Below are 24,279 nucleotides of genomic sequence, written 5' to 3'. Positions count from 1 at the left end.
GAAGAAAGGCGTGCCGATCGTGGCTCAGAGCACCGATACCACCGACTGGGTCTCCCGCTACGCGGACGAGGTCATCGCCGAGTCGGAGCGTCGTGCCCCGGGCGCGAAACACGATGGCGCGGCCGCGCCGGTGGTCGTCGTCGCCTCCGGACTCTCCCCCTCGGGCCCCATCCACCTGGGCAACCTCCGCGAGGTCATGACCCCGCACCTGGTCGCCGACGAGATCCGCCGCCGCGGGTACCAGGTCCGGCACCTCATCTCCTGGGACGACTACGACCGGTACCGCAAGGTCCCGGCCGGCGTCCCCGGCATCGACGAGTCCTGGGCCGAGCACATCGGCAAGCCCCTGACGTCCGTCCCGGCGCCCGCGGGCTCCGCGTACCCGAACTGGGCCGAGCACTTCAAGGCGGCCATGACCGAGGCGCTCGCCGAGCTCGGCGTGGAGTACGACGGGATCAGCCAGACCGAGCAGTACACCTCCGGTGCCTACCGCGAGCAGGTCCTGCACGCGATGAAGCACCGCGCTGACATCGACGCGATCCTCGATCAGTACCGGACCAAGAAGGCGCCCGGCAAGAAGCAGTCGCAGAAGCCGGTCGACGAGGCCGAGCTGGAGGCCGCCGAGGGCTCCGGCGCGGCTTCCGAGGACGACGGCAGCGGCGGCACCAGCGGGTACTTCCCGTACAAGCCGTACTGCGGACAGTGCGAGAAGGACCTCACGACGGTCGTCTCGTACGACGACGAGACCACCGAGCTCGTCTACACCTGCACGGCGTGCGGCTTCGGCGAGACGGTCCGGCTGAACGAGTTCGACCGCGGCAAGCTGGTCTGGAAGGTCGACTGGCCCATGCGCTGGGCGTACGAGGGCGTCATCTTCGAGCCCAGCGGCGTGGACCACTCCTCGCCCGGCTCGTCCTTCGTGGTCGGCGGGCAGATCGTGCGCGAGATCTTCGACGGCGTGCAGCCCATCGGCCCGATGTACGCCTTCGTGGGCATCTCCGGCATGGCGAAGATGTCGTCCTCCAAGGGCGGCGTGCCCACCCCGGCCGACGCCCTGAAGATCATGGAGGCGCCGCTGCTGCGCTGGCTCTACGCGCGCCGCAAGCCCAACCAGTCCTTCAAGATCGCCTTCGACCAGGAGATCCAGCGGCTCTACGACGAGTGGGACAAGCTGGAGGCGAAGGTCGCCGACGGTTCCGCGCTGCCCGCGGACGCCGCCGCGCACTCGCGGGCGGTCCGCACGGCCGCCGGTGAGCTGCCGCGCACCCCGCGCCCGCTGCCCTACCGCACGCTGGCCTCCGTCGCCGACATCACCGCCGGCGCCGAGGACCAGACCCTGCGCATCCTGCGGGACCTGGACCCCTCCGACCCCATCACGTCCCTCGACGAGGCCCGCCCGCGCCTCGACCGCGCCGAGAACTGGATCACCACCCAGGTCCCGGCCGACGCCCGCACCATCGTCCGCTCCGAGCCGGACACGGAGCTCCTGTCCTCCCTGGACGACGAGGGCCGCGAGTCCCTGCGCCTCCTCCTGGAGGGCCTGGACTCGCACTGGTCCCTGGACGGCCTCACCCACCTCGTCTACGGCGTGCCGAAGGTGCAGGCCGGCTTCTCCGCGGACGCGACGGCGAAGGAACTCCCGCCGGAGATCAAGGTCGCCCAGCGCTCGTTCTTCGCGCTCCTGTACCGCCTCCTGGTCACCCGCGAGACCGGCCCGCGCCTGCCCACCCTGCTCCTCGCGGTCGGCGCGGACCGCGTGCGCAAGCTGCTGGCCGCGTAAAACCGCACGCGGGCTGCATCCTTCGGACTACCTCCGGTTCGGCCGGAGGCAGGACGTGAACGGACGATCCCTGGCCGATGGTGGACGCATGAAGGAAATCATCGCCATCGTCGGCTGGGTCGTCGGCATCCAGGGAGCACTCGGCGTCGCAGGACGCACCTTCGGCGACGAGCCCTGGGGCATGCTGAAGAAGTGGTGGGACGTGCCCACGCCCCTCTACGCCGCGCTCATCGCGGTGGGCGTGGTGCTCGCGGTCTACGGAGAGACCGCCAAGAAGAGGCAGCGGGCGCGGGCCTGAACCCCTGACTACGCGATGTGGTCTTCCATCAGCTCGTTGTCCAGACGGGCCGTGAAGCGGTCCATGTAGTTGTTCAGCTCACGGGACTGGAGGCGCAGGCCGAACGCCGCCTCCGCGTTCGCCGCGAACGCGCCCGGAGTCGGCATGCCCTCACCCTCTATCGAGTGCCGGAACACCTGGTACAGATCCTCGTCGGAGGGGGCCGGAGCCGGGGCGGGGCCCTGGACGGGGCCCTGCGCCGGGACCTCGGGCTGCTGCTGGGTGCCCTCGCCGAGCGGACGGGTGCCGCCCGCGCCGTTCGGGACGGGGAACGCCTGCTGCTCCTCCTGGAACTGCTGCTCGGCGTACTCCTGCCGCTCCTGCGCCCCGTCGGGCGCCTGCTGCCTCTCCTGCTCCGCGTACCACTCGTCGTACGGGGCCACCGGGGCGTACGACGCGTTGTGCGCCGCGAACCAGGGGCTCGCGTGGTTCGCGACCGGGAGGGTCTCCTCCGGGGAGGCGGGAGGCTGGGACTCCGGCTGGGGCTCGGGCTGCGGCTGCGGTTGCTGCTGTGCGGGGGCCGGGGCGGGCTCGGGCTCGGGTGCCGCCGGGAGCTGGGGGTGCTGCGGGGCCGCCTCGGGGGCCTTCGTCATCGAGACCGGCGGGGCCGGCGGGAGCAGGGCGGGGTCGATCCCGGCCGCCGCCAGGCCCGCCGGAGCCGTCTCGGCGAGCGGAACGCCGTAACGGGCCAGACGCAGCGGCATCAGCGACTCCACCGGAGCCTTGCGGCGCCAGCCGCGGCCGAAGCGGGCCTGCAGACGCGCCTGGTAGACGAGGCGCTCCTGTTCGAGCTTGATGACCTGCTCGTAACTGCGCAGCTCCCACAGCTTCATGCGGCGCCACAGCTTGAACGTGGGAACGGGGGAGAGCAGCCAGCGCGTGAGGCGCACGCCCTCCATGTGCTTGTCGGCGGTGATGTCCGCGATCCGGCCCACCGCGTGCCGCGCCGCCTCGACGGCGACCACGAACAGCACCGGGATCACCGCGTGCATGCCCACGCCCAGCGGGTCGGGCCAGGCCGCCGCCGCGTTGAACGCGATCGTCGCCGCCGTGAGCAGCCACGCCGTCTGGCGCAGCAGCGGGAAGGGGATGCGGAGCCAGGTCAGCAGGAGGTCCAGGGCGAGCAGCACACAGATGCCCGCGTCGACACCGATGGGGAAGACCACCGAGAAGCCGCCGAACCCCTTCTCCTCGGCGAGCTCGCGCACGGCCGCGTACGACCCCGCGAAGCCGATCCCGGCGATGACGACCGCTCCGGCGACGACCACTCCGATGAGTATCCGGTGCGTGCGTGTCAGCTGCATCGCGGCCACCCGCGAACCCCTCCCTGTGCAAGACCGTGTGTCGGCTTGTAGCGGCTAATGGCGCCGTGCGGCGCCGTATTGCGAGCGACAGCCTGGCACATACGTGCGGAACGCTGTGTGCCGGTACGCCGGGAGCCCGGCCCGTGAGGGGCCGGGCTCCGTCAACTTGCCTGGTGAGGGCGCGCGTTGGGCGATGCGCGGGAGCGTCAGGACTTGGTGTCGCTGTCGCTCTTCTTCTTGTCGTCGGACTTGGATGCGTCGGACTTCTTGTCGTCCGACTTCTTGTCCTCGGACTTCTTCTCGTCCGTCTTGCCGTCCGTCTTGTCGTCCGACTTCGGCTTGTCGCTCGCGCCCGACGACGCCTTGTCGCCGCCCCCGTTGGCCGCGACGACCGCGTCCGCGGCCTCCTTCGCGGCCTTCTGCGCGTCCTTGCCGAGCTTGCCCGCGTCCGGGGACTTGTCGCCCGCCAGGCCCGCGCCGTTGAAGTCGACGGTGATGACCGCGTTCTCCACGCGCGTCACGAACGTCTGCTGCTTGAAGGTGTCCTTGTCCTTCTTCAGGTCGTACCGCACGAGCGTCGCCTGCTGGCCGACACCCTGCACCGGCTCCGCCTTGACGTTCTTCGCGTCCTTCGTCGCCTGCGCGTCGGCGACCTGCTTGGCGAAGCTGTCCTGCGCGCGCTTGGCACCGCTGCCCAGCGACGCGTCCGACTCGAAACGCATCAGCGAGACGCGCAGCCAGCGGAACTGCGAGCCGTCCACGCCGTTGTTGTCGAGGCTGTCCCAGGAGCAGCTGCCGCGCAGCGCGGTGTCACTGGACGTGCCGGCCTTGCCGGACTTGTCCTTCGCCTTCGGCACGAGGTCCTCGAGGGTCTTCTTCGACAGGACGTCGCAGGGCTCCGGAAGCTTGGCGTACGCGGCCATCTCCACGCTCGGGGCGTCGTCGCCGGACTTGGCCGACGCCGAGGACTTGGCGCCCGAGTCCTTCTTCGACGCGTCGGATCCGGAGTCGGAGCCGGAGTCGGAGGAGCAGCCGGCGACGAGGATCACCGGTACGGCGGCCGCGCAGACGAGGAGGCGGCTGCGGAGCTGTCGCTTTCGCTGTGCAGGTCGGTGCATGGTTCCTTCACTCTGTTCGTCTCGTGACGTCCAGTTCGTCTCGTGACGTCGTCGGGTCCGAGGGGCCACGGTACGCGCATGGGACGGCGGACGACTCCGCTTCAGGGCGGCGGGGGCCCGCCCGTACCCGCCCCGGCCGCCCGCTACTCGTCGAACTCGCCGGCCAGGCCGTCGGCCAGATCCTGCGCTTTGTCCTGCATTTCCTTGCTGTCGGGGACATCCGTGCGACGGCCGGGCTGCTCGTCGTACTCGATGGTCACGATGACGTTCGACGTGCGGAACACCACAGTCACGGTGCGGTGACGGGAGGCGGAGGTGGCGGTCGTGAGGGCGTCGTCGAGGAAGGCCTCGTCGCCGAGGTCGGAGAGGGTGCGGGGCTCCAGGCCGGGGGGCGGGTCCGCGGGCTGGGACGTGGCGGCGCCGTCGCGGACGGCGCCGGCGTCCTCCGCGCCCTCAGGACTGCCCTCACGGCTGCCCTTGCGGCTGCTCTTCTCGTCACCGGCACGGGCGTTCTCGCCGCCCTGCGGCTTGTCGCCCCTGCTCTTGCCGGAGTCCTCGCCCTCGTCCGGACTCTCGCTCCCCTTCCCGCTGCCGCTCCCGCTCCCGCTGCCGCTCCCACTGCTCTCCGTGGGGGCGTCGGACGGGCGGGAGAGGCCCGCCTCGCGCAGCTTCGTCGCGTAGACCTCCGCGGCGCGGGCGTCGTCGCTGACCGAGCCGTCGTAGGACACGACGCGCTCGAAGTCGATGAGCAGGTGGTGGGAGGCGCCGGTCGACTCGACCTTCCAGTTGCAGCCCACGCGGCGGTCCGTGTCGTACGTCACCGCGGGGGTGCCCTCGTACGCCTTCTCGCGCTGCTCGGGGTCCTCCATCTCCGGGATGCCGGGCAGCATCGCGTCGAGGGTGTCCTCGTCGACCTCGCCGCAGGGCTCCGGCAGGGTGCGGTACTTGCCGGGCTGCGCCGGGGCGTTCGAACTGCCGCTGCCGCCCGGCTTGGAGTCGTCGCTCTCGTCACCGAGCCCGGACCCGCCGGTGCAGCCGGTCAGCACGACCGCGAGGAGCGCGGCGGCGCCCGGTACACAGGCCTTGGCCTTCAGCTGCACCGTATGGCTCCTCTCGCCTGGCTCTGCCTGGTTATTCGGTTGCCGCTGGTGGGCGGCCGGTGGACACAATGTGTATCGCACGCGCTGCCGTGGACGCCGGTCCGTCACCCCTTTCGTTGACCTTGGCGCCGGTATTTGCGCTTCTAGGCTTGTAGTTGTTTTCAGGGGGATGAGGACGATATGTCGTATGTAGAGGTTCCCGGGGCGAAGGTCCCGATACGGATGTGGACGGATCCGGCCACGGTCGAGGACTCGGCGATGCGCCAGCTCCAGAACGTGGCGACGCTGCCGTGGATCAAGGGCCTGGCCGTCATGCCGGACGTCCACTACGGCAAGGGCGCGACGGTCGGCTCGGTGATCGCCATGCGCGGCGCGGTCTGCCCGGCGGCGGTCGGCGTGGACATCGGCTGCGGCATGTCGGCGGTCAGGACGTCACTCACCGCGAACGACCTCCCGGGCGACCTGTCCCGCCTGCGGTCGCAGATCGAGCAGGCGATTCCGGTGGGGCGGGGCATGCACGACGACCCCGTCGGGCCGGGGCGCTTCCATGGGATGGCCACGGCTGGGTGGGAGGACTTCTGGGGGCGGTTCGAGGGGGTTGCGGAGGCGGTCAAGTTCCGGGAGGAGCGGGCGGTCAAGCAGATGGGAACGCTTGGAGCCGGCAACCATCACTTGGAACTATCGTTCGATACTGAAGGTGCGGTCTGGCTCACGCTTCACTCCGGGTCGCGCAACATCGGCAAGGAGCTTGCGGAGCATCACATCGGCGTCGCCCAGAAGCTCTCGCACAATCAGGGGCTGGTCGACCGTGATCTCGCGGTCTTCGTCTCGGACACCCCGCAGATGGCGGCGTACCGGAACGATCTCTACTGGGCGCAGGAGTACGCGAAGTACAACCGCTCGATCATGATGGGGCTCCTCAAGGACGTGGTCCGCAAGGAGTTCAAGAAGGCGAAGGTGACCTTCGAGCCGGAGATCAGCTGCCATCACAACTACGTGGCTGAGGAACGGTACGAAGGCATGGACCTGCTGGTGACGCGTAAGGGTGCGATCCGGGCGGGTACCGGTGACCTCGGGATCATCCCGGGTTCGATGGGTACGGCCACGTACATCGTGAAGGGTCTCGGTAACGAGAAGGCCTTCAACTCCGCTTCCCACGGTGCGGGTCGGCGCATGAGCCGAGGTGCGGCCAAGCGTCGCTTCTCGACGAAGGACCTGGAGGAGCAGACGCGGGGCGTCGAGTGCCGCAAGGACTCGGGCGTCGTGGACGAGATCCCGGCGGCCTACAAGCCGATCGAGCAGGTGATGGAGCACCAGCGCGACCTCGTGGAGGTCGTGGCGAAGCTGAAGCAGGTCGTCTGCGTCAAGGGGTGAAGAGGGCGGGGCCCGTGCTGTCACCGGCACGGGCCCCGCTGGTCAGTGCCTCACTGATCGTTCGAGGGCATGGGGACCCGGCCGGTGCGAAGGCGCCAGAGGCGCAGATTGCAGCTCTGGACCGTCCGCCCCAGCTCCGTGGCCGAGACCCCGGCGTCGCAGTGCTGCAGCAGGATCTGGTCTTCCCATTCTTTCCAGCGGCGACGGGGCGGGGCGTGCCTCATGTCGGCCGGGCGGACCCATGAGGCCAGCGTCGCGGCGGCGGCGCGTTTGCGGTCCAGAGCCAGACATCCCGGGTAGTAGAGATCCCTGGCCAGTTCCAGGGCTGGTTCCTTCGTGTAGACGATGTTGTAGATGTCGTCGCGTGCGTTTCGCTTGATCAGGCGCTCGGCGCCGGTGAGCATGCGCGTGTATCTGCAGAGGTAGACCCCTACTGCTGTGCTTGCCGTGGTCAGCGAGATGAACGGCAGCCCCTGGGCGGTGTATCCGACGGCGCCGTCCGCGTCGATGACGCCCCGCAGGTAGTCCCGACGGGAGAACTCCACGCGGGGTGGAGTGATCTTCCTGGACTTGCGGCCGTAGGGCAGGCCGAGTTCGTTGAGCCTGGTTCTGGCTTCCAAAGAGCACAAGGCCCAGGTGGCCGACGTGTGTGTCTCTGCGAAGTTCGTCGAGCGGGTCCGCTCGCTGATGGTGCTGTTGTACGGGGTCAGCCTCTGGAACTCGCGCAGGATCTCGATGTCCCGCACGCTGATCTCGACAGTCAACTTGCCCTTCTGACCGACTCCTTGCTGGAGATGCCCATCGGCCTGCAAGAAGCCGAACATGTACGCGTACTCGGGGACGCTGAGGTCCATGAACTGCGGAGCGCTAGGCTCGGGTTCAGCCATGAGGAAGATGTACGCCTTCCTGTGTGGTCAGGCCCTCGGCTCGGGGTCGCATCCCGGCCGGGGGCCGACGCATGTGATGTTGTCGGCACGAGCCTAGGCAGGCCGAACATCAACTCGCATGGCGATACGTCGCGTTCACCGGTGTGGGTGACTCGCGACGGTGCACGCCCAAGGCGGGATGCCTACTTCGCGTGGGTCACCGCGTAGATCATGATGAACGCGACGATGTGGATGCCGAAGAGGAAGTACGCCAGGTACCACCACACCAGGCGTTCGTTCTTCGCCTCTTCGGCGAGTGAGCGGGCCTCGTGTTCGTGGGTGAGGCGTTCCAGGGGGTCCGGGGAGTCCGCGGAGTAGGCGGGGCGGCCGGGGTCGTCGCCGGGGAGGCGCATCGTCAGGACTCCCTGTGGACCTTGCTGTTGGAGGCCTGGGCGCGGGGGCGGACCACCAGGAGGTCGATGTTGACGTGCGGGGGCCGCGTGACCGCCCACGTGATCGTGTCCGCCACGTCGTCCGCGGTGAGCGGCTCGGCGACGCCCGCGTAGACCTTCGCGGCCTTGTCGGTGTCGCCGCCGAAGCGGGTCAGGGCGAACTCGTCCGTCTTGACCATGCCGGGGGCGACCTCGATGACGCGGACCGGCGTGCCGACGATCTCCAGGCGGAGGGTCTCGGCGAGCACGTGCTCGGCGTGCTTCGCGGCCACGTAGCCGCCGCCTCCCTCGTACGTGCCGTGCCCGGCGGTCGAGGAGAGGACGACCACCGTGCCGTCGCCGCTCGCGGTGAGGGCGGGGAGGAGGGCCTGGGTGACGTTGAGCGTGCCGATGACGTTCGTCTCGTACATCTGGCGCCAGTCCGCCGGGTCGCTGCTCGCGACGGGGTCCGCGCCCAGCGCGCCGCCCGCGTTGTTCACCAGGACCGCGATCTTGCGGAAGGCGGTGGCGAACTCGTCGACGGCCGCGCGGTCGGTGACGTCGAGCGCGTACGCGACCGCGTCGTGTCCGGCGTCGGTCAGCTCGGCGGCGAGCGCCTCGATGCGGTCTTTGCGGCGCGCGGTGAGGACGACGCGGTAGCCGGCGGCGGCGAGGCCGCGGGCGGTGGCGGCGCCGATTCCGCTGCTCGCGCCGGTGACGATCGCGATGCGGGTGGCTGCGGCGGCGGTCATGGGCGCTCCTCGGGCAGGGGGTGCGGTTCGGGGGCGGTGGGCCTTCGGCCTTCAGCCCCTTGGTCAGGATATGCGGGCCGGTCAGCGGCTCCACGGGGCGTGGTCGTTCAGCGGCCCCGCGGCGCGTACATGATCACGGCCATGCCTGCGAGGCAGATCAGCGCCCCCGCCACGTCCCACCGGTCGGGCCGGTAGCCGTCCGCGACCATGCCCCAGGCGATCGAGCCCGCGACGAAGATTCCGCCGTACGCGGCGAGGATGCGGCCGAACTCGGCGTCGGGCTGCAGCGTGGCCACGAAACCGTAGATGCCGAGCGCGATCACGCCCGCGCCGATCCACGCCCAGCCCTTGTGCTCCCGCACGCCCTGCCAGACGAGCCAGGCGCCGCCGATCTCGAAGAGCGCGGCGAGGACGAAGAGTGCGGCGGAGCGGACGATGAGCATGGTCGACAGGGTGGCATGTTCGGTTTGCCGCCGACTCGGGCGCATGTGTGCGTCGTACGATTGTTGTCCGGCGCAGGTATTGGGAGAGGGTTCCGGCATGGCAGAGGGCGGGCAGGGGCGGCGCGGGCTGCTGATGAGTGAGCTGTCCGTCGAGTCGCGGCGGTACATGGCCTCGTACGCCCTCTTCAACCAGGCCGTCGCCGACCACCTCGGGCTGCACCCCACCGACGTGCAGTGCCTGAACCTGCTGGGCCTGGAGCGCGGCCCGGTCACCACCGGGCGCGTCGCGGAGCTGACCGGTCTGACGACGGGTTCGGCGACACGGCTCGTCGACCGGCTGGAGAAGGCGGGCTACGTCGTGAGGGAACGGGACACAGCCGACCGCCGACGCGTGCTCGTCGCGACCGTGCCGGAGAAGCTCGGCGAGTTCGGGCGGATGTGGGGGAAGCTGAGCGGCGGCTGGTTCGAGCTCTTCGAAGGGCTCGACGACGATGAACTCGCCCTCCTCATCGGCCATATGCGGCGCACCGTGGAGTTCAGCGGGGCGCAGGTGGAGCGGATCCGGGGCGGGGAGCTGGACGGCTGACGGGGGCGTCTCAGTGCGGGCGTGCTTCCGGTGCCTTGTATGGCAGCAGCCGTACGAGGGGGCAGCAGAGCAGCGTGACGCCCGCGACCACGGCGAGGCTGACCGTCATGGCGTGGGCCGTGCCGTCCCGCGCGGTCTTGAAGAACACCGTGGTGACCGTCGCCGCGCCGATGGCGTTGGCGAGCTGCTGCACGGCGCTCAGTGAACCGCTCGCGCTGCCGGCCTCCTCCTGGGCGATGTCGCCGATCGTGACGTCGTAGACGGTGCCGAAGCACGTGCCCATGCCGATGCCGATGACGAGCAGGGGCGGAACGAGGGCCCAGGTGCCGGTGTCCGTGCCGGTGGCGGCGGTCTGGGCGAGGAGCCAGCCGGTGCCGGTGAGCGTGATGAGCAGGCCCGCGAGGACGAGGGTGCGGCCGAACCTGCCGATGAGGCCGTAGCAGGCGATCGACGCGATGACGATGCCGACGGAGAGCGGGAGCAGGCCGAGCGCGGTTTCGGAGGGCGAGCGGCCGAGGCCCTGCTGGAGGAAGAGCGAGATGACGTAGAGCAGCCCTGAGACCGCCGCGAAGAAGACGACGCCGAGCACCAGGCCGGACGTGAAGCCGCGGTTGCGCAGCAGCGAGGGCCGGATCAGGGGGTCGGGCGCGGTGGTCTGGCGTCGGCAGAACAGGGCGAAGGCGGCGAGGCCGGCCGCGACGAGGAGGACGGGCGTGGCCGTCCAGCCGTTGGCGGAGCCCTCGATGAGGCCGGAGAGCAGGCCGAGCATGGTGGCGCCGAGGAGGGTGGCGCCGAGGCCGTCGATGGCGGTGGCGCGGTCGCCGTCGTCGTGGGGGAGGAGGCGTACGGCGGCCAGGAGGGCCGCGCCGCCGAGTACGAGGTTGATCAGGAACATCGGGCGCCAGCCGAGGCCGCCGAGGTCGGCGTCGATGAGGAAGCCCGCGAGGACGGGTCCGCCGACCGCGGACAGTCCCATGACGGGTCCGAAGAGGCTGAAGGCCTTGCCGATGTGCTCGCGCGGCCAGGCGGCGCCGAGGATGCCGAAGCCCTGCGGGATGACGAGGGCGCCGAACGCGCCCTGGACGAGGCGGGCGGCGACGAGGGTTCCGGGGGTGGGGGCGAGGCCGCAGGCGAGGGAGGCGAGCGTGAAGCCGGTGAGGCCGGCGAGGAAGAGGCGGCGGCGCCCGTACTTGTCGCCGAGGCGGCCGCCGACGACGAGCAGGACGCCGAGGGCCAGCGCGTAGGAGGCGCCGAGCCACTGGATGAGGGCGGGGCCGCCGCCGAGGTCCTCGGTGATGGCGGGGGCGGCGATGTTGGTGATGGTGGCGTCGACGAGGTCGAGGACGTCGGCGGCGAGGACGACGGCGAGGATGGCCCATCGGCGCTTGGCGGAGGCGGCCTGGGGGGTCTGTTCGGTGTCGGTGTCACTGTCGGAGAGCACGGGGTCCTTCGTTCATGTATTACTGCGGTACGCAGATATTGCGTGACGCAGGTAAATGTGAGGGAGGAGCCCCGGAGCTGTCAAGGCGATTGTGTGCCGGGGGCGCGGAACGCCCCCGGCCCGCAGGTCGGGCCCGCGACCTCGGCCCGAGAGGTCCGTCCGGTTGGTCAGCCCGCGCTCAGCGTGACGCGCCAGTCGTTGCACGCATGCCAGTTCCCCTTCGGGTACTCGACCGTCGACTCGCCCCGCAGCGTGAACCCCGCCTTGCGGCACACCGCGTTCGACGCGCCGTGGTCCGTCGCCGGGAACGCGTGCAGGTGGTCGTGGCGGCCCGCCGCCCTCGCCTTCTCGACGACGAGCCGCGCCGCGTCCGCCGCGACGCCCATGCCCTGGAACTCGGGCAGGACGCCCCACCCGGTCTCCCAGACCTGCTCGCCCTGCCAGGTCGTCTCCCAGTACCCGATCGAGCCCGCGGTGCGTCCGTCCAGCGTGATGCGGAACATCTCGCCCTTGCCGTCGAGCGCGAGATAGCGGCGGTGGCGGTCCGCGACCTTCTCGTCGGTCTCGGGGCCGCCCAAGTGCGCCGTCATATCAGGGGTGTTGAGGCCGTGGAGCAGCGCGAGGCCGTCGGTCTCCGACCAGGGTTCGAGCCGCAGTTCTCGTGCCGGTGATCGCTTCATGTCCCCACGGTAGGCGGGGGGTCCGACAACGACCCGTGCCCAGCCTTCAGTGCGGCCCGTAGGCCGTCGGCGGTACGCCCACCGTCGTGGTGAAGTCCCGTACGAGATGGGCCTGGTCGGCGTACCCGAGCGCGGCCGCCAGGTCCGCCCAGTCGACGTCCCGCTCCGACTCGGCCCGCTCCAGGGCCTCGTGGATGCGGTACCGCAGGATGATCCACTTCGGTCCCACGCCCACGTACGCGGAGAAGAGCCGCTGCAGCGCCCTCACGGACATGCCCTCCGTGCGCGCGAACGCGTCGACGCGGCGGATCGAGCGGTCGCCGCGGATGCGGTCGACGAGGCCCGCCGCCAGGTCGGCCTGCGGGTCCCGCGCGGGGGCGAGGTTCAGCAGGAAGGCGTCGAGCGCCGCCACGCGCGCGTGCTCGTCATCGGGGGAGAGGACCGCCGCCACGGCGGCCGCGGCCTGCTCGGGGGTGTGCGGGAACACCTCGTCCAGCGGGAGCCTGTGGCCCGTCAGGTCCGACAGCGGGCGCTCCGGCGCGAACGGGCGGAACGCGCCGGGACGGAACTGCACCCCGCACACCCGCCCGCGCCCCTCCAGTTTCTGGGTGAAGAGGCCGAGCCCGACGCCGGCGACCTCCCCGAAGGCGGTCCCGGTGGCGTCGGCGGCGTCGGCTGCGTATCGCTGGAAGACGACGTTCACCGACGGGTGCGGGACCACGTGGGTGGCGTAGGGCTCGGGCAGGTCCCAGTCGATCAGCCAGTAGTGCTCCAGGTAGGGGCGGAGCGCCTCGGCGGGGGTGTGGCGGCGGAAGCGCACCTTGGAGAACAGCCCCGGTGCGTCGACGATCCCTCGGGTGTCGCGGCGGGGGCCGTCACCGGCTGCGGGCGCGTCTGGCATGGAGGGATGGTAGGGCCCGCGGGGCCCGTCCGCCCGGAGTGTCGCGTTTCTTCAAGCCGCGGGTCCCCGCCCCTTCGTACCGTCGTCCCATGGACACTTCACGCACCCCCTCCGGCCTCAGGATCAGCGAGCTGCTCGCCCTGGCCGTCGAGCGCGCCGCCCCCGTGGTGCGCGCCCTTCCCGACGGCGACCGTCTCGGCGCGCCCACCCCGTGCGCCGACTACGACGTGCGCGCGCTGGTCAACCACCTCTTCCACGTGGTCGTCCAGTTCCAGGAGCTGGCGGCCAAGCGCGACTCGGACTTCTCCGAGACGCCGGACCGGCTGGCGGAACACGTCGACGACTGGCGGGAGCGCCTCCTGGAAGAGGCGGACGAGCTCGTCGCGGCCTGGGGCGAGCCCGGCGCCGACGAGGGCACCACCGGCGCGATGGACATGCCCGCCGAGACCGTCGGCTGCATGGTGCTGCTCGACCTGACCGTGCACGCCTGGGACCTGGCGCGGGCCACCGGGCAGGAGTACGCGCAGGGGGACCCGGAGGGCGATCCCGTGGTGGTGCGGCTCACCGCCGCCGTCGAGGGCATGGCTCCCATGGCCCGGAAGATGGGCGTCTTCGGGGAGGCCGTTCCGGTGGACGAGTCCCGCGCCTCCGCCTTCGAGCGGCTGCTGGCGGCCACGGGGCGCGATCCGTACTGGATGCCCGGCCAGGTGCGGGCCTCCCGGGAATAGCCCGGGCCGCACCCCTGTTCCGTGGGTATAGTTGAACCGTCAACAAATACGCGGAACAGAAAATACGCGGACCAGACACGCGGACCCGCGGAGAGTGAGCAAGCCATGCAGTTCGGGATCTTCAGCGTCGGCGACGTGACCACCGACCCGACCACCGGCCGCACGCCGACCGAGGCCGAGCGGATCAAGGCCATGGTCGCCATCGCGCTCAAGGCCGAGGAGGTCGGCCTCGACGTCTTCGCGACCGGCGAGCACCACAACCCGCCCTTCGTGCCGTCGTCCCCGACCACGATGCTCGGCTACATAGCCGCCCGCACCGAGCGCCTCGTCCTCTCCACCTCGACCACGCTCATCACCACCAACGACCCGGTGAAGATCGCCGAGGACTTCGCGATGCTCCAGCACCTCGCGGACGGCCGCGTCGACCTGATGATGGGCCGCGGCAACACCGGCCCTGTCTACCCGTGGTTCGGCAAGGACATCCGCCAGGGCATCAACCTCGCCGTCGAGAACTACGCACTCCTGCGCCGCCTCTGGGACGAGGAAGTGGTCACCTGGGAGGGCAAGTTCCGTACGCCGCTGCAGTCCTTCACCTCGACGCCCCGGCCGCTCGACGGAGTCGCGCCCTTCGTCTGGCACGGCTCGATCAGGTCCCCGGAGATCGCCGAGCAGGCCGCCTACTACGGAGACGGCTTCTTCCACAACAACATCTTCTGGCCCGCCGAACACACCGCGAAGATGGTCGAGCTGTACCGGACGCGGTACGCGCACTACGGGCACGGCACGCCCGAGCAGGCGATCGTCGGCCTCGGCGGCCAGGTGTTCATGCGCAGGAACTCCCAGGACGCGGTGCGCGAGTTCCGCCCCTACTTCGACAACGCGCCCGTCTACGGACACGGGCCCTCGCTGGAGGAGTTCACCGCGCAGACCCCGCTGACCGTGGGTTCCCCGCAGCAGGTCATCGAGCGGACGCTGTCCTTCCGCGACACCGTGGGCGACTACCAGCGCCAGCTGTTCCTGATGGACCACGCGGGCCTGCCGCTGAAGACCGTCCTGGAGCAGCTCGACATCCTCGGCGAGGAGGTCGTCCCCGTGCTGCGCGAGGAGTTCGCCAAGAACCGCCCGGCCGACGTCCCGGACGCGCCCACGCACGCGTCAAGGACCGCCGCGGCCCAGCAGGCCACCGCACAGGAAGAGGTCACCGCATGAAGCTCGTCGTCGTGTCCGCGGGGCTGAGCGTGCCCTCGTCCACCCGGCTGCTCGCCGACCGGCTCGCCGCCGCCGTCGGACAGCACGCCGACGTGAGCGTGGAAGTGGTCGAACTGCGCGACCTCGCCGTCGAGATCGCGCAGAGCCTCACCACCGGGTTCCCCGGGCCCGCCCTGGACGCCGCCATCGGCGCGGTGCGCGGCGCCGACGGCCTGATCGCCGTCACGCCCGTCTTCTCCGCGTCGTACAGCGGGCTGTTCAAGTCCTTCTTCGACGCGGTCAGCGGGTTCGACAAGGACGCGCTGGCGGGCACGCCGGTGCTGGTCGCGGCGACGGGCGGCACGGCGCGGCACTCCCTCGTCCTCGACCACGCGCTGCGGCCCCTCTTCGCGTATCTGCGGGCCGTCGTCGTGCCCACCGGCATCTACGCGGCGTCCGAGGACTGGGGCGCGGAAGGGCTCGCGGAGCGTCTCGACCGGGCGGGCGCGGAGCTCGCGCGGCTGATGCGGCCGGGGCCCTCCGGAAGGAGCGCCGAGGTGCCGGTCGTCCCGTTCGAGCAGCAGCTCGCCGCGCTGCGGCAGCGGTGACCGGAAAGCGACGGATGAAGCCGTAGCCGAAGACGTCAGGGCCACACCAGGCAGTACGCCTGGTGGCCCGCGTCGTGCAGGCGGTGGCTGAAATCCTGCCATTCGTGCAGGAGTTGGTACACGTTGAAGGCGTCGCGCGGGCCGCCGCGGTCCGGGACCGTGGACCAGATGAACGCCGCGGCGCCAACCGACTCCTCGCCGATGCCGCGCAGCGGGTCGACGACGGTCATGGGGAGCTTCACCACGGCGTAGTCGGGGTGGAGGACGACCAGTTCGAGCGGGGGGACCTTGTGCAGGGGTATGCCCTCGATGCCGGTCAGGACCATCGCGGCCATCGTCTCCGGCTTGATCTTCGTGAACATGCCGCCCATGCCGAGCTCGTCACCGCCGAGCTCCTCGGGCCGCATCGAGATCGGCACGCGGGCGGCGGTCGCGCCGTCCGGGGCGCCGAAGTACTTGTACGTCACCCCCACCCCGCCACTCCTGCTGCTCACCCGGTCCCGCCGGGACTCACCGGACCCGAGAGGCGTCTGGTCGGACGCCTGCGCCGGTTCCGCTTCCGCTTCGCGTCGGTGCTTGCCCCGCCGGGCACGCCGGGGGCCCAGGCCGTCGGTCCCCTCGCCCAGTCCGCCACCGCGATGCATATCTCCACCCGACTGCTTTGCCAGGGCGGCACGGCCCTGTCTTTTCTAGGCCTCGCGGCCCCCGCCACGCAACCCGATCATCGTGTCAGTGACCTCCCCCACGCTCACCCGCTAAAACGTGGAGTGAAACACCTGTCCGCAGGATGTCCGCGCCCTCTGACACCATGGCTCGTGTGAGCTTCCCGTATAGCGCCCCAGTTTCGCAGACTCTTTTCGACCGTGCGGCGGCCGTGACGCCCGGCGGTGTGAACTCTCCCGTGCGCGCGTTCCGCGCTGTGGGTGGTACGCCCCGTTTCATGGTGTCCGGTGCCGGTCCGTACCTGACTGATGCCGACGGCCGTGAGTACGTCGACCTCGTGTGCTCGTGGGGTCCGATGATCCTCGGGCACAGCCACCCCGAGGTGACCGCCGCCGTCCAGGAGGCCGTCGCGCGCGGCACCTCCTTCGGCACGCCCGGTGAGGGCGAGGTCGCGCTCGCCGAGGAGATCGTGGCCCGCATCGAGCCCGTCGAGCAGGTGCGGCTCGTCTCCAGCGGCACCGAGGCGACCATGTCCGCCATCCGTCTCGCGCGCGGCTTCACGGGCCGCGCCAAGGTGATCAAGTTCGCGGGGTGCTACCACGGCCACGTGGACGCGCTGCTCGCCGCGGCGGGTTCGGGCGTGGCGACGCTCGGCCTCCCGGACACCCCCGGGGTCACCGGTGCCCAGGCGGGCGACACCATCGTCGTGCCGTACAACGACCTCGAAGCGGTGCACGAGGCCTTCCACAAGCACCCCGGCGAGATCGCGTGCGTCATCACCGAGGCGGCGCCGGGCAACATGGGCGTCGTACCGCCGCAGCCGGGCTTCAACGCGGGCCTCAAGGCCGCCTGCGCCAAGAACGGCGCCCTCTACATCTCCGACGAGGTGATGACCGGCTTCCGTACGTCGAAGGCCGGCTGGTTCGGCGTCGACGGGGTGACGCCCGACCTGATGACCTTCGGCAAGGTCATGGGCGGCGGCTTCCCCGCCGCGGCCTTCGGCGGCCGCGCGGACGTCATGGCGCACCTGGCCCCGGCGGGCCCGGTGTACCAGGCGGGCACGCTGTCCGGTAACCCGGTCGCGACGGCCGCGGGCCTCGCGCAGCTGCGGCTCCTCGACGACGCGGCGTACGAGAAGGTGAACGCCGTCTCCGCCGAGCTCCGCTCGCTGGTGACGGAGGCGCTGGCCAAGGAGGGCGTCGCCCACCGGGTGCAGAACGCGTCGAACATGTTCACCGTCTTCTTCACCGACCGCGAGGTCCGCAACTACGAGGACGCGAAGGCGCAGGAGTCCTTCCGCTTCACCGCGTTCTTCCACTCGATGCTGTCGCAGGGCGTCTATCTGCCGCCGTCGTCCTTCGAGTCCTGGTTCGTGTCCACCGCCCACGACGAGCGGGCGATCGAGCGCGTCGCCGCCGCCCTGCCGGGTGCCGCGCGCGCGGCCGCGGAAGCCACGGAGGTCTCCGCATGACCGGCACCCCGGCGGGCGACGAGCTGACCGTCGTCCACGTGATGCGCCACGGCGAGGTGCACAACCCGGACGGGATCCTGTACGGGCGGCTGCCCGACTACCACCTGTCCGAGCTGGGCCGCCAGATGGCGGACCGGGTCGCCGAGCACCTCTCCCAGCGCGATGTCACACACGTCGTGGCGTCGCCGCTGGACCGTGCCCAGGAGACGGCCACGCCCATCGCCAAGGCGCACGGCCTGGACCTCGCCACGGACGCGCGGCTCATCGAGGCGGGCAACGTCTTCGAGGGCAAGACCTTCGGTGTCGGGGACGGCGCGCTGAAGAACCCCGACAACTGGAAGCACCTCGTCAACCCCTTCAAGCCCTCCTGGGGCGAGCCGTACATCGAGCAGGTCGTACGGATGATGGGCGCCCTGGACGCGGCGAAGGACGCGGCCCGCGGGCACGAGGCGGTGTGCGTCAGCCACCAGCTGCCGATCTGGATCGTGCGCAGCTTCGTGGAGAAGCGGCGGCTGTGGCACGACCCGCGCAAGCGGCAGTGCACGCTCGCGTCGCTGACGACGTTCACCTACCGCGGCGACAAGATCGTCTCGGTGGGATACACGGAACCCGCACGGGACTTGGTGCCCGCGCATCTCCTCGCCGGCGCCAAGCCGGTGAAGGGCAAGGGCAAGGCATTCGGCGCCTGAGGGCATCTGCTTTTCCCTTTGGGGCAACTCGATGCATCCCTGATTATCGACGTCGCGTAATCGCGCAGCGACTGTATGTCCCCTTCCGGTAAAACAACATAAATAACCGCGACTTACCGGAACCGCGGTGATCGTCGCGCCCTCTAACTGGTCGTCCGTCTTGCATGGCAGATAGAGCAGGGCCGGACCCAAGGGCGCGACGATTGGGGATGGAATGCGCGACATCAGCCGCAGGGGAATGCTCGGACTCGGAGCCGGTACGGCCGCCGCTTTCGGGCTCGCGGCATGCGGCTCCGGGGGCGGCGGCGATTCGTCGGGGCCCGCGGGAAAGGCCGGGGACGAGCAGGGCGGCGCGAACAAGCAGCCGGCCAAGCCGATCGGTGACGGCTCGACCTCGTACACCGGCAAGCAGCCCCACCAGCCGGGCAAGCCCGTCCCGCTGAAGCCGGGCGAGACGCCGCCGCAGTTCGTGATCTTCTCCTGGGACGGTGCGGGCGAAGTGGGGAACGGTCTGTTCCCGCGCTTTTTGAAGCTCGCCAAGGAGCACGACGCGCACATGACGTTCTTCCTCTCCGGGCTTTATCTGCTTCCGGAATCGAAGAAGCGGATGTACCGTCCGCCGAACAACGGTGTCGGCGCTTCCGACATCGGATATCTCACCGACGGTCACATCAAGGACACTCTGAAGTACGTGCGTGAGGCATGGCTCGACGGCCATGAAATCGGCACGCACTTCAACGGGCACTTCTGCGCGGGCTCGGGTTCGGTCGCCAACTGGACGCCCGCACAGTGGCAGGACGAGATAGACCAGGCGAAGTCCTTCGTGAAGAAGTGGCGTACGAACACGGGCTGGACCGACCTGCCTTCGCTGCCCTTCGACTACGAGAAGGAACTCGTCGGCGGCCGCACCCCGTGTCTGCTCGGCCAGGACAACCTGCTGCCGACGGCGAAGAAGCTCGGCTGGCGCTACGACGCGTCCTCGCCCGGCGGCCGCCAGCGCTGGCCCCAGAAGAAGATGGGCATCTGGGACCTGCCGCTGCAGGCCGTGCCCTTCCCCGGGCACTCCTTCGAGGTCCTGTCGATGGACTACAACATCCTCGCCAACCAGTCGAAGAACTCGACGAAGGCCCCCTCGTACAACTACCCGGGCTGGCGCAAGCAGGCCACGGAGGCGTACATAGCCGGGTTCAAGCGGGCCTACGAGTCCAACCGCGCGCCGTTCTTCATCGGCAACCACTTCGAGGAATGGAACGGCGGCATCTACATGGATGCCGTGGAGGAGGCGCTGAAGCACATCGCGGGCAAGAAGGACGTGCGCCTCGTCTCGTTCCGCCAGTTCGTCGACTGGCTCGACGTGCAGGACCCGAAGATCCTCGCCAAGCTCCAGGGCCTGGAGGTCGGCCAGCAGCCCGCAGGCGGCTGGAAGAGCCTCTGAGAGAGGCCCCCGGCCCGCTCTGAAGAGGGGACTTCGTTCGGTGGAGGGGGTGCGGAAGATCCACGAAATGGACATGCGAAACTTTTCACATGAGTGTCGCCTGCCGCGCCCCACACCGCACCGATAGCAGCAATCACCGCCGCAGCCGCGCCGCCCTGCTCGCCGCAGGTGCCGTCGTCGCCGCGCTGACACTGTCCGCCTGCGGTTCCGGCGGCACGTCGGGCGGTTCCGGCAACACCAACTTCGTCGCCGGGTCCGACGGCATCGCCACCGTGAAGAAGGCGGACCGCAAGGCGAACCCCTCGCTCGACGGCGAGACCCTCGACGGCAAGAAGCTGAACATCGCCGAGGACTACAAGGGCAAGATCGTCGTCATCAACGTCTGGGGATCCTGGTGCGCGCCGTGCCGGGCCGAGGCGCCGAACTTCGTGAAGGTCGCCGCCGAGACGAAGGCCAAGGGCGTCGAGTTCGTCGGGATCAACACGCGTGACCCCGAGCGGGGCCCCGCGATCCAGTTCGAGAAGGAACACAAGGTTCCCTACCCGAGCCTGCACGACCCGAGCGGGAAGCTGATGCTGCGCTTCCCCAAGGGCTCGCTCAACCCGAACTTCATCCCCTCCACGCTCGTCGTCGACCGGGACGGGAAGATCGCCGCCCGCTCCCAGCAGCCGCTGAACGAGGAGAAGCTGCGGAAGATGATCGACCCCGTGCTCGCGGAGAAGTGATGTCGACGCTCGCGGCCCTCACCGGACCGAATCAGACCGTGATGAGCGGGGCCCTGCTCCTCGCGATCCCGGTCGCCGTGCTCGGCGGGCTCGTCTCCTTCTTCTCCCCCTGCGTCCTGCCGCTCGTCCCCGGCTATCTGTCGTACGTCACCGGGGTCAGCGGCCAGGACCTCGGCGAGGCGAAGCGCGGCCGGATGGCCGCGGGCGCCGGACTGTTCGTCGCCGGCTTCACCGTCGTCTTCGTCTCGGCCACCGTCTTCTTCGGGGCGCTCGGACGCACGCTCAAGGAGCACCAGAGCGCCGTCAACACGACGCTCGGCGTGGTGATGATCCTGCTCGGCCTCTTCTTCATGGGGCTCATGCCATGGCTCACGCAGCGCGAGTTCCGCTTCCACAAGCGGCCCGCCGTCGGGCTGGCGGGCGCACCGATAGTGGGCGCCCTCTTCGCCGTCGGCTGGACGCCGTGCATCGGCCCGACCCTCGCCTCGGTCGTCGCCCTCTCCGCCGAGGACGCCAACCCGCAGCGCGGCGCCATCCTCGGTGTCGCGTACTCTCTGGGACTCGGCATCCCGTTCATCCTCGCCGCCGTCGCCTTCCGCAAGACGCTCGGCGCCTTCGGCTGGGTGAAGCGGCACTACGTCTGGGTGATGCGCGTCGGCGGCATCATGATGATCGCGACCGGACTCCTCCTCGTCACCGGTGTGTGGGACAGCATCGTGCAGGAGATGCAGGTCTGGACCAGCAGCTACACCCCGGGGATCTGATCCATGAGTAAGACAGAAGCTCCTGAAGGAACGCCCGAAGCCCCCGAGGGCACGGACGGGTCCCGCGAGGACGGCGATCTCGGTGCCGCGGGCGCCAGCCTGTCGACCGCGCCGCAGGACCGGGACGACGCCCCCAACCTGCCACGCCTCGGCGTCATCGGCTGGATCCGCTGGTTCTGGCGGCAGCTCACCTCGATGCGCGTCGCGCTGATCCTGCTCCTGCTGCTCTCCCTCGGCGCGATTCCGGGCTCCCTGATCCCGCAGAACAACGTCGACGAGCTCAAGGTCCAGGACTTCATGGACCGGCACACCACGCTCGGCCCGCTCTACGACAAGCTGCAGCTCTTCGACGTCTACAGCTCGGTGTGGTTCTCCGCGATCTACATCCTGCTTTTCGTCTCCCTCATCGGCTGCATCGTGCCCCGCACCTGGCAGTTCGTCGGCCAGCTCCGCGGCCGCCCGCCGGGCGCCCCCAGGAAGCTGACCCGGCTGCCCGCCTATACGACGTGGCGCACCGAGGCCGAGCCCGAGCAGGTGCACGAGGCCGCGCTCGCGATGCTCGAGCAGCGCCGCTTCCGCGTCCACACCGCGGGCTCCGGCGCCGACAGCTCCGTCGCCGCCGAGAAGGGCTACCTGCGCGAGGCCGGCAACCTGCTCTTCCACATCGCGCTGATCGTGATGCTCATCGCGTTCGCCGCCGGACAGCTCCTCAAGTCCGAGGGCGGCAAGCTGATCATGGAGGGCGACGGCTTCGCCAACACCCTCAGCCAGTACGACGACTTCAAGTCCGGCAGCCTCTACGACACCGACGACCTGGAGCCCTTCAGCTTCAAGCTCGACAATTTCGTCGGGACGTACGAGGAGTCCGGCCCCAACCGCGGCACGGCCCGCACCTACCGCGCGGACGTCACCTACAGCGAAGGCGTCGACGGCGCCGAGAAGAAGAAGTCCATCGAGGTCAACAAGCCGCTCGAGGTCGACGGCTCGAAGGTCTACCTGATCGGCCACGGCTTCGCCCCCGCCGTCACCGTCCGCGACGGCAAGGGCAAGGTCGTCTACCGGGCGTCCGTGCCGGTGCTGCCCATCGACCAGAACGGCACCGCGACCGGCGCCATCAAGGTCATGGACGGCTACCGCGACAAGAACGGCAAGTCCGACCAGCTCGGCTTCAACGCCTTCTTCGTGCCGACCTTCGCCGGTGTCGGCAAGGGCCAGATGTTCTCGCAGTTCCCCGCCGCGAACTACCCGGTCCTCGCCCTGTCCGCGTACCACGGCAGCCTCGGCGTGAACGCCGGTGTCCCGCAGAACGTGTACCAGCTGGACACCCGCAAGATGACGAAGTTCAAGGACGCCAAGGGCGAGCTGCTCAAGCAGCGGCTGCGCCCCGGCGAGACCATGAAGCTCCCCGACGGCGCCGGCTCGATCACCTTCGAGAAGGACCTCAAGGAGTGGGCGACCTTCCAGATCTCCCAGCAGCCCGGCACCGGGTGGGCGCTGGGCGGCGCCATCGCCGCCGTCGCGGGTCTCGCCGGCTCCCTGTTCATCCAGCGCCGACGCGTCTGGGTGCGGGCGGTCAAGGGCGCCGACGGCGTCACCGTCGTCGAGATGGCGGGCCTCGGCCGCAGCGAGTCCGCGAAGGTCCCCGAGGAGCTGTCCCAGCTCGCCGCACACCTGCACGACCAGGCGCCCACCGCGCCCGCACCCGCCGAAGGGGCTGAGAAGTGAATCTCGCCACCACCCTGGCCGCCGAGCCCAACGAGAACCTCGCGCACATCAGCAATGTGCTGATCTACTCCGCGATGGCCGTCTACCTCCTGGCGTTCTTCGCGCACATGGCGGAGTGGCTCTTCGGCAGCCGCAGCAAGGTCGCCCGCACGGCGGCGGCGCTCACTCCGCGCAAGGAGACGGCCGCCGCGGCCGCGCCCGCCGTCACCACCCGGGCCAAGGGCGGCACCGCCACCCTGGAGCGCCCCCAGGTCGTCACCCGGTCCGTGGCCGGCGCCCGTGACGTGCCCGACGGGCCCGGTGCCTCCGCGGGCGACGAGAAGGGCGACCTCTACGGCCGCATCGCCGTCTCCCTCACGGTCCTCGCGTTCCTGCTCGAGTTCGGCGGCGTGCTCACCCGCGCCCTGTCGGTGCAGCGCGCGCCGTGGGGCAACATGTACGAGTTCAGCATCACCTTCTCCACCGTGGCCGTCGCCGTGTACCTGGTGCTGCTCGCGCTGAAGAAGAACATCGCCTGGCTCGGCCTCCCGCTGGTCACGACGGTCCTGCTCGACCTCGGTCTCGCCGTCACCGTGCTCTACACCAGCAGCGACCAGCTGGTGCCCGCGCTGCACTCGTACTGGCTGTGGATCCACGTCTCCACCGCGATCTTCTGCGGTGCCGTCTTCTACGTCGGCGGCGTCGGCACGCTGCTCTACCTCTTCCGCGACAGCTACGAGACGAAGCTCGTGAACGGCGGGCAGCCCGGCAGGTTCGCCACCTCCGTCCTGGAGCGGCTCCCCTCCGCGGCCTCGCTCGACAAGTTCTCGTACCGCCTGAACGCCGCGATCTTCCCGCTGTGGACGTTCACGATCATCGCGGGCGCGATCTGGGCGGGCGACGCCTGGGGCCGCTACTGGGGCTGGGACCCCAAGGAGGTCTGGTCCTTCATCACGTGGGTCGCCTACGCCGGTTACCTGCACGCCCGCGCCACGGCCGGCTGGAAGGGCCGCAAGGCCGCCTACCTGGCCCTGATCGCCTTCGGCTGCTGGCTGTTCAACTACTACGGCGTGAACATCTTCGTCACCGGCAAGCACTCGTACGCCGGAGTCTGAGCGACGCACCTCCGCGAGAAGCCGGTTCCCGTGACCCAGGTCACGGGAACCGGCTTCTTCCGTACGGACAGGTAAG

The 24,279-nt window shown here is 70.1% G+C and carries 25 protein-coding genes; 14 read left to right on the top strand and 11 right to left on the bottom strand.

Annotated elements, in window-relative coordinates; translation table 11 throughout:
• Positions 1 to 10: 10 nt before the first annotated feature.
• A complete protein-coding gene (gene lysS / locus DEJ48_RS17040; RefSeq protein ID WP_150217024.1) occupies positions 11 to 1,780 on the top strand; it encodes a lysine--tRNA ligase in 1,770 nt (589 codons plus the stop codon).
• An 88-nt stretch (positions 1,781 to 1,868) separates the two neighbouring features.
• Complete coding sequence (locus DEJ48_RS17035; protein WP_150217023.1) at positions 1,869 to 2,078, top strand: hypothetical protein; 210 nt, start codon at positions 1,869 to 1,871, stop codon at positions 2,076 to 2,078.
• Positions 2,079 to 2,086: 8 nt separating this feature from the next.
• Here the strand turns inward: DEJ48_RS17035 and DEJ48_RS17030 are convergent, their stop codons facing one another.
• The 3 genes from DEJ48_RS17030 to DEJ48_RS17020 form a co-directional block, all read right to left on the bottom strand.
• Positions 2,087 to 3,421: a DUF2637 domain-containing protein gene (locus tag DEJ48_RS17030; protein WP_150217022.1), complete on the bottom strand. Its 1,335-nt coding sequence runs from the start codon at positions 3,419 to 3,421 to the stop codon at positions 2,087 to 2,089.
• Between the two features lie 206 nt (positions 3,422 to 3,627).
• Positions 3,628 to 4,539 carry a DUF3558 family protein gene (locus tag DEJ48_RS17025; RefSeq protein WP_150217021.1) on the bottom strand — a complete coding sequence of 304 codons (912 nt, stop codon included), beginning with the start codon at positions 4,537 to 4,539 and terminating at the stop codon, positions 3,628 to 3,630.
• A 143-nt stretch (positions 4,540 to 4,682) separates the two neighbouring features.
• Positions 4,683 to 5,639 carry a DUF3558 domain-containing protein gene (locus DEJ48_RS17020; RefSeq protein ID WP_317850920.1) on the bottom strand — a complete coding sequence of 319 codons (957 nt, stop codon included), beginning with the start codon at positions 5,637 to 5,639 and terminating at the stop codon, positions 4,683 to 4,685.
• 180 nt (positions 5,640 to 5,819) lie between these two features.
• Between DEJ48_RS17020 and DEJ48_RS17015 the strand changes: the two genes are divergently transcribed.
• On the top strand, positions 5,820 to 7,013 hold the full coding sequence (locus tag DEJ48_RS17015) for an RtcB family protein (RefSeq protein WP_150217020.1): 1,194 nt from the start codon (positions 5,820 to 5,822) through the stop codon (positions 7,011 to 7,013).
• A 50-nt stretch (positions 7,014 to 7,063) separates the two neighbouring features.
• Here the strand turns inward: DEJ48_RS17015 and DEJ48_RS17010 are convergent, their stop codons facing one another.
• The 4 genes from DEJ48_RS17010 to DEJ48_RS16995 form a co-directional block, all read right to left on the bottom strand.
• Positions 7,064 to 7,900, bottom strand: a complete 837-nt coding sequence (locus DEJ48_RS17010; RefSeq protein ID WP_150217019.1) for a hypothetical protein — start codon at positions 7,898 to 7,900, stop codon at positions 7,064 to 7,066.
• Between the two features lie 182 nt (positions 7,901 to 8,082).
• Positions 8,083 to 8,292 (bottom strand): hypothetical protein, encoded by a 210-nt coding sequence (locus DEJ48_RS17005; RefSeq protein WP_150217018.1) that lies wholly within the window; start codon positions 8,290 to 8,292, stop codon positions 8,083 to 8,085.
• A 2-nt stretch (positions 8,293 to 8,294) separates the two neighbouring features.
• Positions 8,295 to 9,062: an SDR family NAD(P)-dependent oxidoreductase gene (locus DEJ48_RS17000; protein WP_150217017.1), complete on the bottom strand. Its 768-nt coding sequence runs from the start codon at positions 9,060 to 9,062 to the stop codon at positions 8,295 to 8,297.
• Positions 9,063 to 9,169: 107 nt separating this feature from the next.
• Positions 9,170 to 9,505, bottom strand: a complete 336-nt coding sequence (locus DEJ48_RS16995; protein ID WP_150217016.1) for a YnfA family protein — start codon at positions 9,503 to 9,505, stop codon at positions 9,170 to 9,172.
• Between the two features lie 97 nt (positions 9,506 to 9,602).
• Here DEJ48_RS16995 and DEJ48_RS16990 point away from each other — a divergent pair, with 97 nt between their 5' ends.
• Positions 9,603 to 10,091, top strand: a complete 489-nt coding sequence (locus tag DEJ48_RS16990; protein ID WP_150217015.1) for a MarR family winged helix-turn-helix transcriptional regulator — start codon at positions 9,603 to 9,605, stop codon at positions 10,089 to 10,091.
• A 10-nt stretch (positions 10,092 to 10,101) separates the two neighbouring features.
• Here DEJ48_RS16990 and DEJ48_RS16985 read toward each other — a convergent pair whose 3' ends face one another.
• The 3 genes from DEJ48_RS16985 to DEJ48_RS16975 all read right to left on the bottom strand — a co-directional run bounded on the left by DEJ48_RS16985 (position 10,102) and on the right by DEJ48_RS16975 (position 13,113).
• Positions 10,102 to 11,532, bottom strand: a complete 1,431-nt coding sequence (locus DEJ48_RS16985) for an MFS transporter (RefSeq protein WP_150217014.1) — start codon at positions 11,530 to 11,532, stop codon at positions 10,102 to 10,104.
• A gap of 167 nt (positions 11,533 to 11,699) precedes the next feature.
• Complete coding sequence (locus DEJ48_RS16980) at positions 11,700 to 12,212, bottom strand: GNAT family N-acetyltransferase (protein ID WP_150217013.1); 513 nt, start codon at positions 12,210 to 12,212, stop codon at positions 11,700 to 11,702.
• Positions 12,213 to 12,258: 46 nt separating this feature from the next.
• Positions 12,259 to 13,113 (bottom strand): helix-turn-helix domain-containing protein, encoded by an 855-nt coding sequence (locus tag DEJ48_RS16975; protein WP_150217012.1) that lies wholly within the window; start codon positions 13,111 to 13,113, stop codon positions 12,259 to 12,261.
• Between the two features lie 89 nt (positions 13,114 to 13,202).
• On the opposite strand from DEJ48_RS16975, the gene DEJ48_RS16970 reads away from it, so the two are divergent.
• The 3 genes from DEJ48_RS16970 to DEJ48_RS16960 all read left to right on the top strand — a co-directional run bounded on the left by DEJ48_RS16970 (position 13,203) and on the right by DEJ48_RS16960 (position 15,637).
• The gene (locus tag DEJ48_RS16970; protein ID WP_150217011.1) at positions 13,203 to 13,841 is read left to right on the top strand and encodes a TIGR03086 family metal-binding protein; all 639 of its coding nucleotides are present in this window, start codon (positions 13,203 to 13,205) and stop codon (positions 13,839 to 13,841) included.
• A 105-nt stretch (positions 13,842 to 13,946) separates the two neighbouring features.
• The gene (locus DEJ48_RS16965) at positions 13,947 to 15,050 is read left to right on the top strand and encodes an LLM class flavin-dependent oxidoreductase (protein WP_150217010.1); all 1,104 of its coding nucleotides are present in this window, start codon (positions 13,947 to 13,949) and stop codon (positions 15,048 to 15,050) included.
• Positions 15,047 to 15,637 (top strand): FMN reductase, encoded by a 591-nt coding sequence (locus DEJ48_RS16960; RefSeq protein WP_150217009.1) that lies wholly within the window; start codon positions 15,047 to 15,049, stop codon positions 15,635 to 15,637. Before DEJ48_RS16965 ends, DEJ48_RS16960 begins: the two co-directional genes overlap by 4 nt.
• 35 nt (positions 15,638 to 15,672) lie before the next feature.
• Here DEJ48_RS16960 and DEJ48_RS16955 read toward each other — a convergent pair whose 3' ends face one another.
• Positions 15,673 to 16,110, bottom strand: a complete 438-nt coding sequence (locus DEJ48_RS16955; protein ID WP_016640275.1) for a hypothetical protein — start codon at positions 16,108 to 16,110, stop codon at positions 15,673 to 15,675.
• A gap of 335 nt (positions 16,111 to 16,445) precedes the next feature.
• Between DEJ48_RS16955 and hemL the strand changes: the two genes are divergently transcribed.
• From hemL to ccsB, 7 genes are all read left to right on the top strand, one after another.
• Positions 16,446 to 17,771 (top strand): glutamate-1-semialdehyde 2,1-aminomutase, encoded by a 1,326-nt coding sequence (gene hemL / locus DEJ48_RS16950; protein ID WP_150217008.1) that lies wholly within the window; start codon positions 16,446 to 16,448, stop codon positions 17,769 to 17,771.
• A complete protein-coding gene (locus DEJ48_RS16945; protein WP_150217007.1) occupies positions 17,768 to 18,460 on the top strand; it encodes a histidine phosphatase family protein in 693 nt (230 codons plus the stop codon). The genes hemL and DEJ48_RS16945 overlap by 4 nt, the downstream gene beginning before the upstream one ends.
• A 214-nt stretch (positions 18,461 to 18,674) precedes the next feature.
• A complete protein-coding gene (locus DEJ48_RS16940; protein WP_150217006.1) occupies positions 18,675 to 19,895 on the top strand; it encodes a hypothetical protein in 1,221 nt (406 codons plus the stop codon).
• 89 nt (positions 19,896 to 19,984) lie between these two features.
• Positions 19,985 to 20,620 (top strand): TlpA family protein disulfide reductase, encoded by a 636-nt coding sequence (locus tag DEJ48_RS16935; protein ID WP_150217005.1) that lies wholly within the window; start codon positions 19,985 to 19,987, stop codon positions 20,618 to 20,620.
• On the top strand, positions 20,620 to 21,384 hold the full coding sequence (locus DEJ48_RS16930) for a cytochrome c biogenesis CcdA family protein (RefSeq protein ID WP_150217004.1): 765 nt from the start codon (positions 20,620 to 20,622) through the stop codon (positions 21,382 to 21,384). Before DEJ48_RS16935 ends, DEJ48_RS16930 begins: the two co-directional genes overlap by 1 nt.
• Before the next feature lie 3 nt (positions 21,385 to 21,387).
• Positions 21,388 to 23,109, top strand: coding sequence for a cytochrome c biogenesis protein ResB (locus DEJ48_RS16925; RefSeq protein WP_150217003.1), 1,722 nt, complete (start codon positions 21,388 to 21,390; stop codon positions 23,107 to 23,109).
• Positions 23,106 to 24,203: a c-type cytochrome biogenesis protein CcsB gene (ccsB, locus tag DEJ48_RS16920; RefSeq protein WP_150217002.1), complete on the top strand. Its 1,098-nt coding sequence runs from the start codon at positions 23,106 to 23,108 to the stop codon at positions 24,201 to 24,203. The genes DEJ48_RS16925 and ccsB overlap by 4 nt, the downstream gene beginning before the upstream one ends.
• The last annotated feature ends 76 nt before the right edge of the window (positions 24,204 to 24,279 follow it).

Source organism: Streptomyces venezuelae (assembly GCF_008642315.1).
Classification (GTDB): domain Bacteria; phylum Actinomycetota; class Actinomycetes; order Streptomycetales; family Streptomycetaceae; genus Streptomyces; species Streptomyces venezuelae_D.
This window is presented reverse-complemented; position numbering and strand designations above follow the sequence as displayed.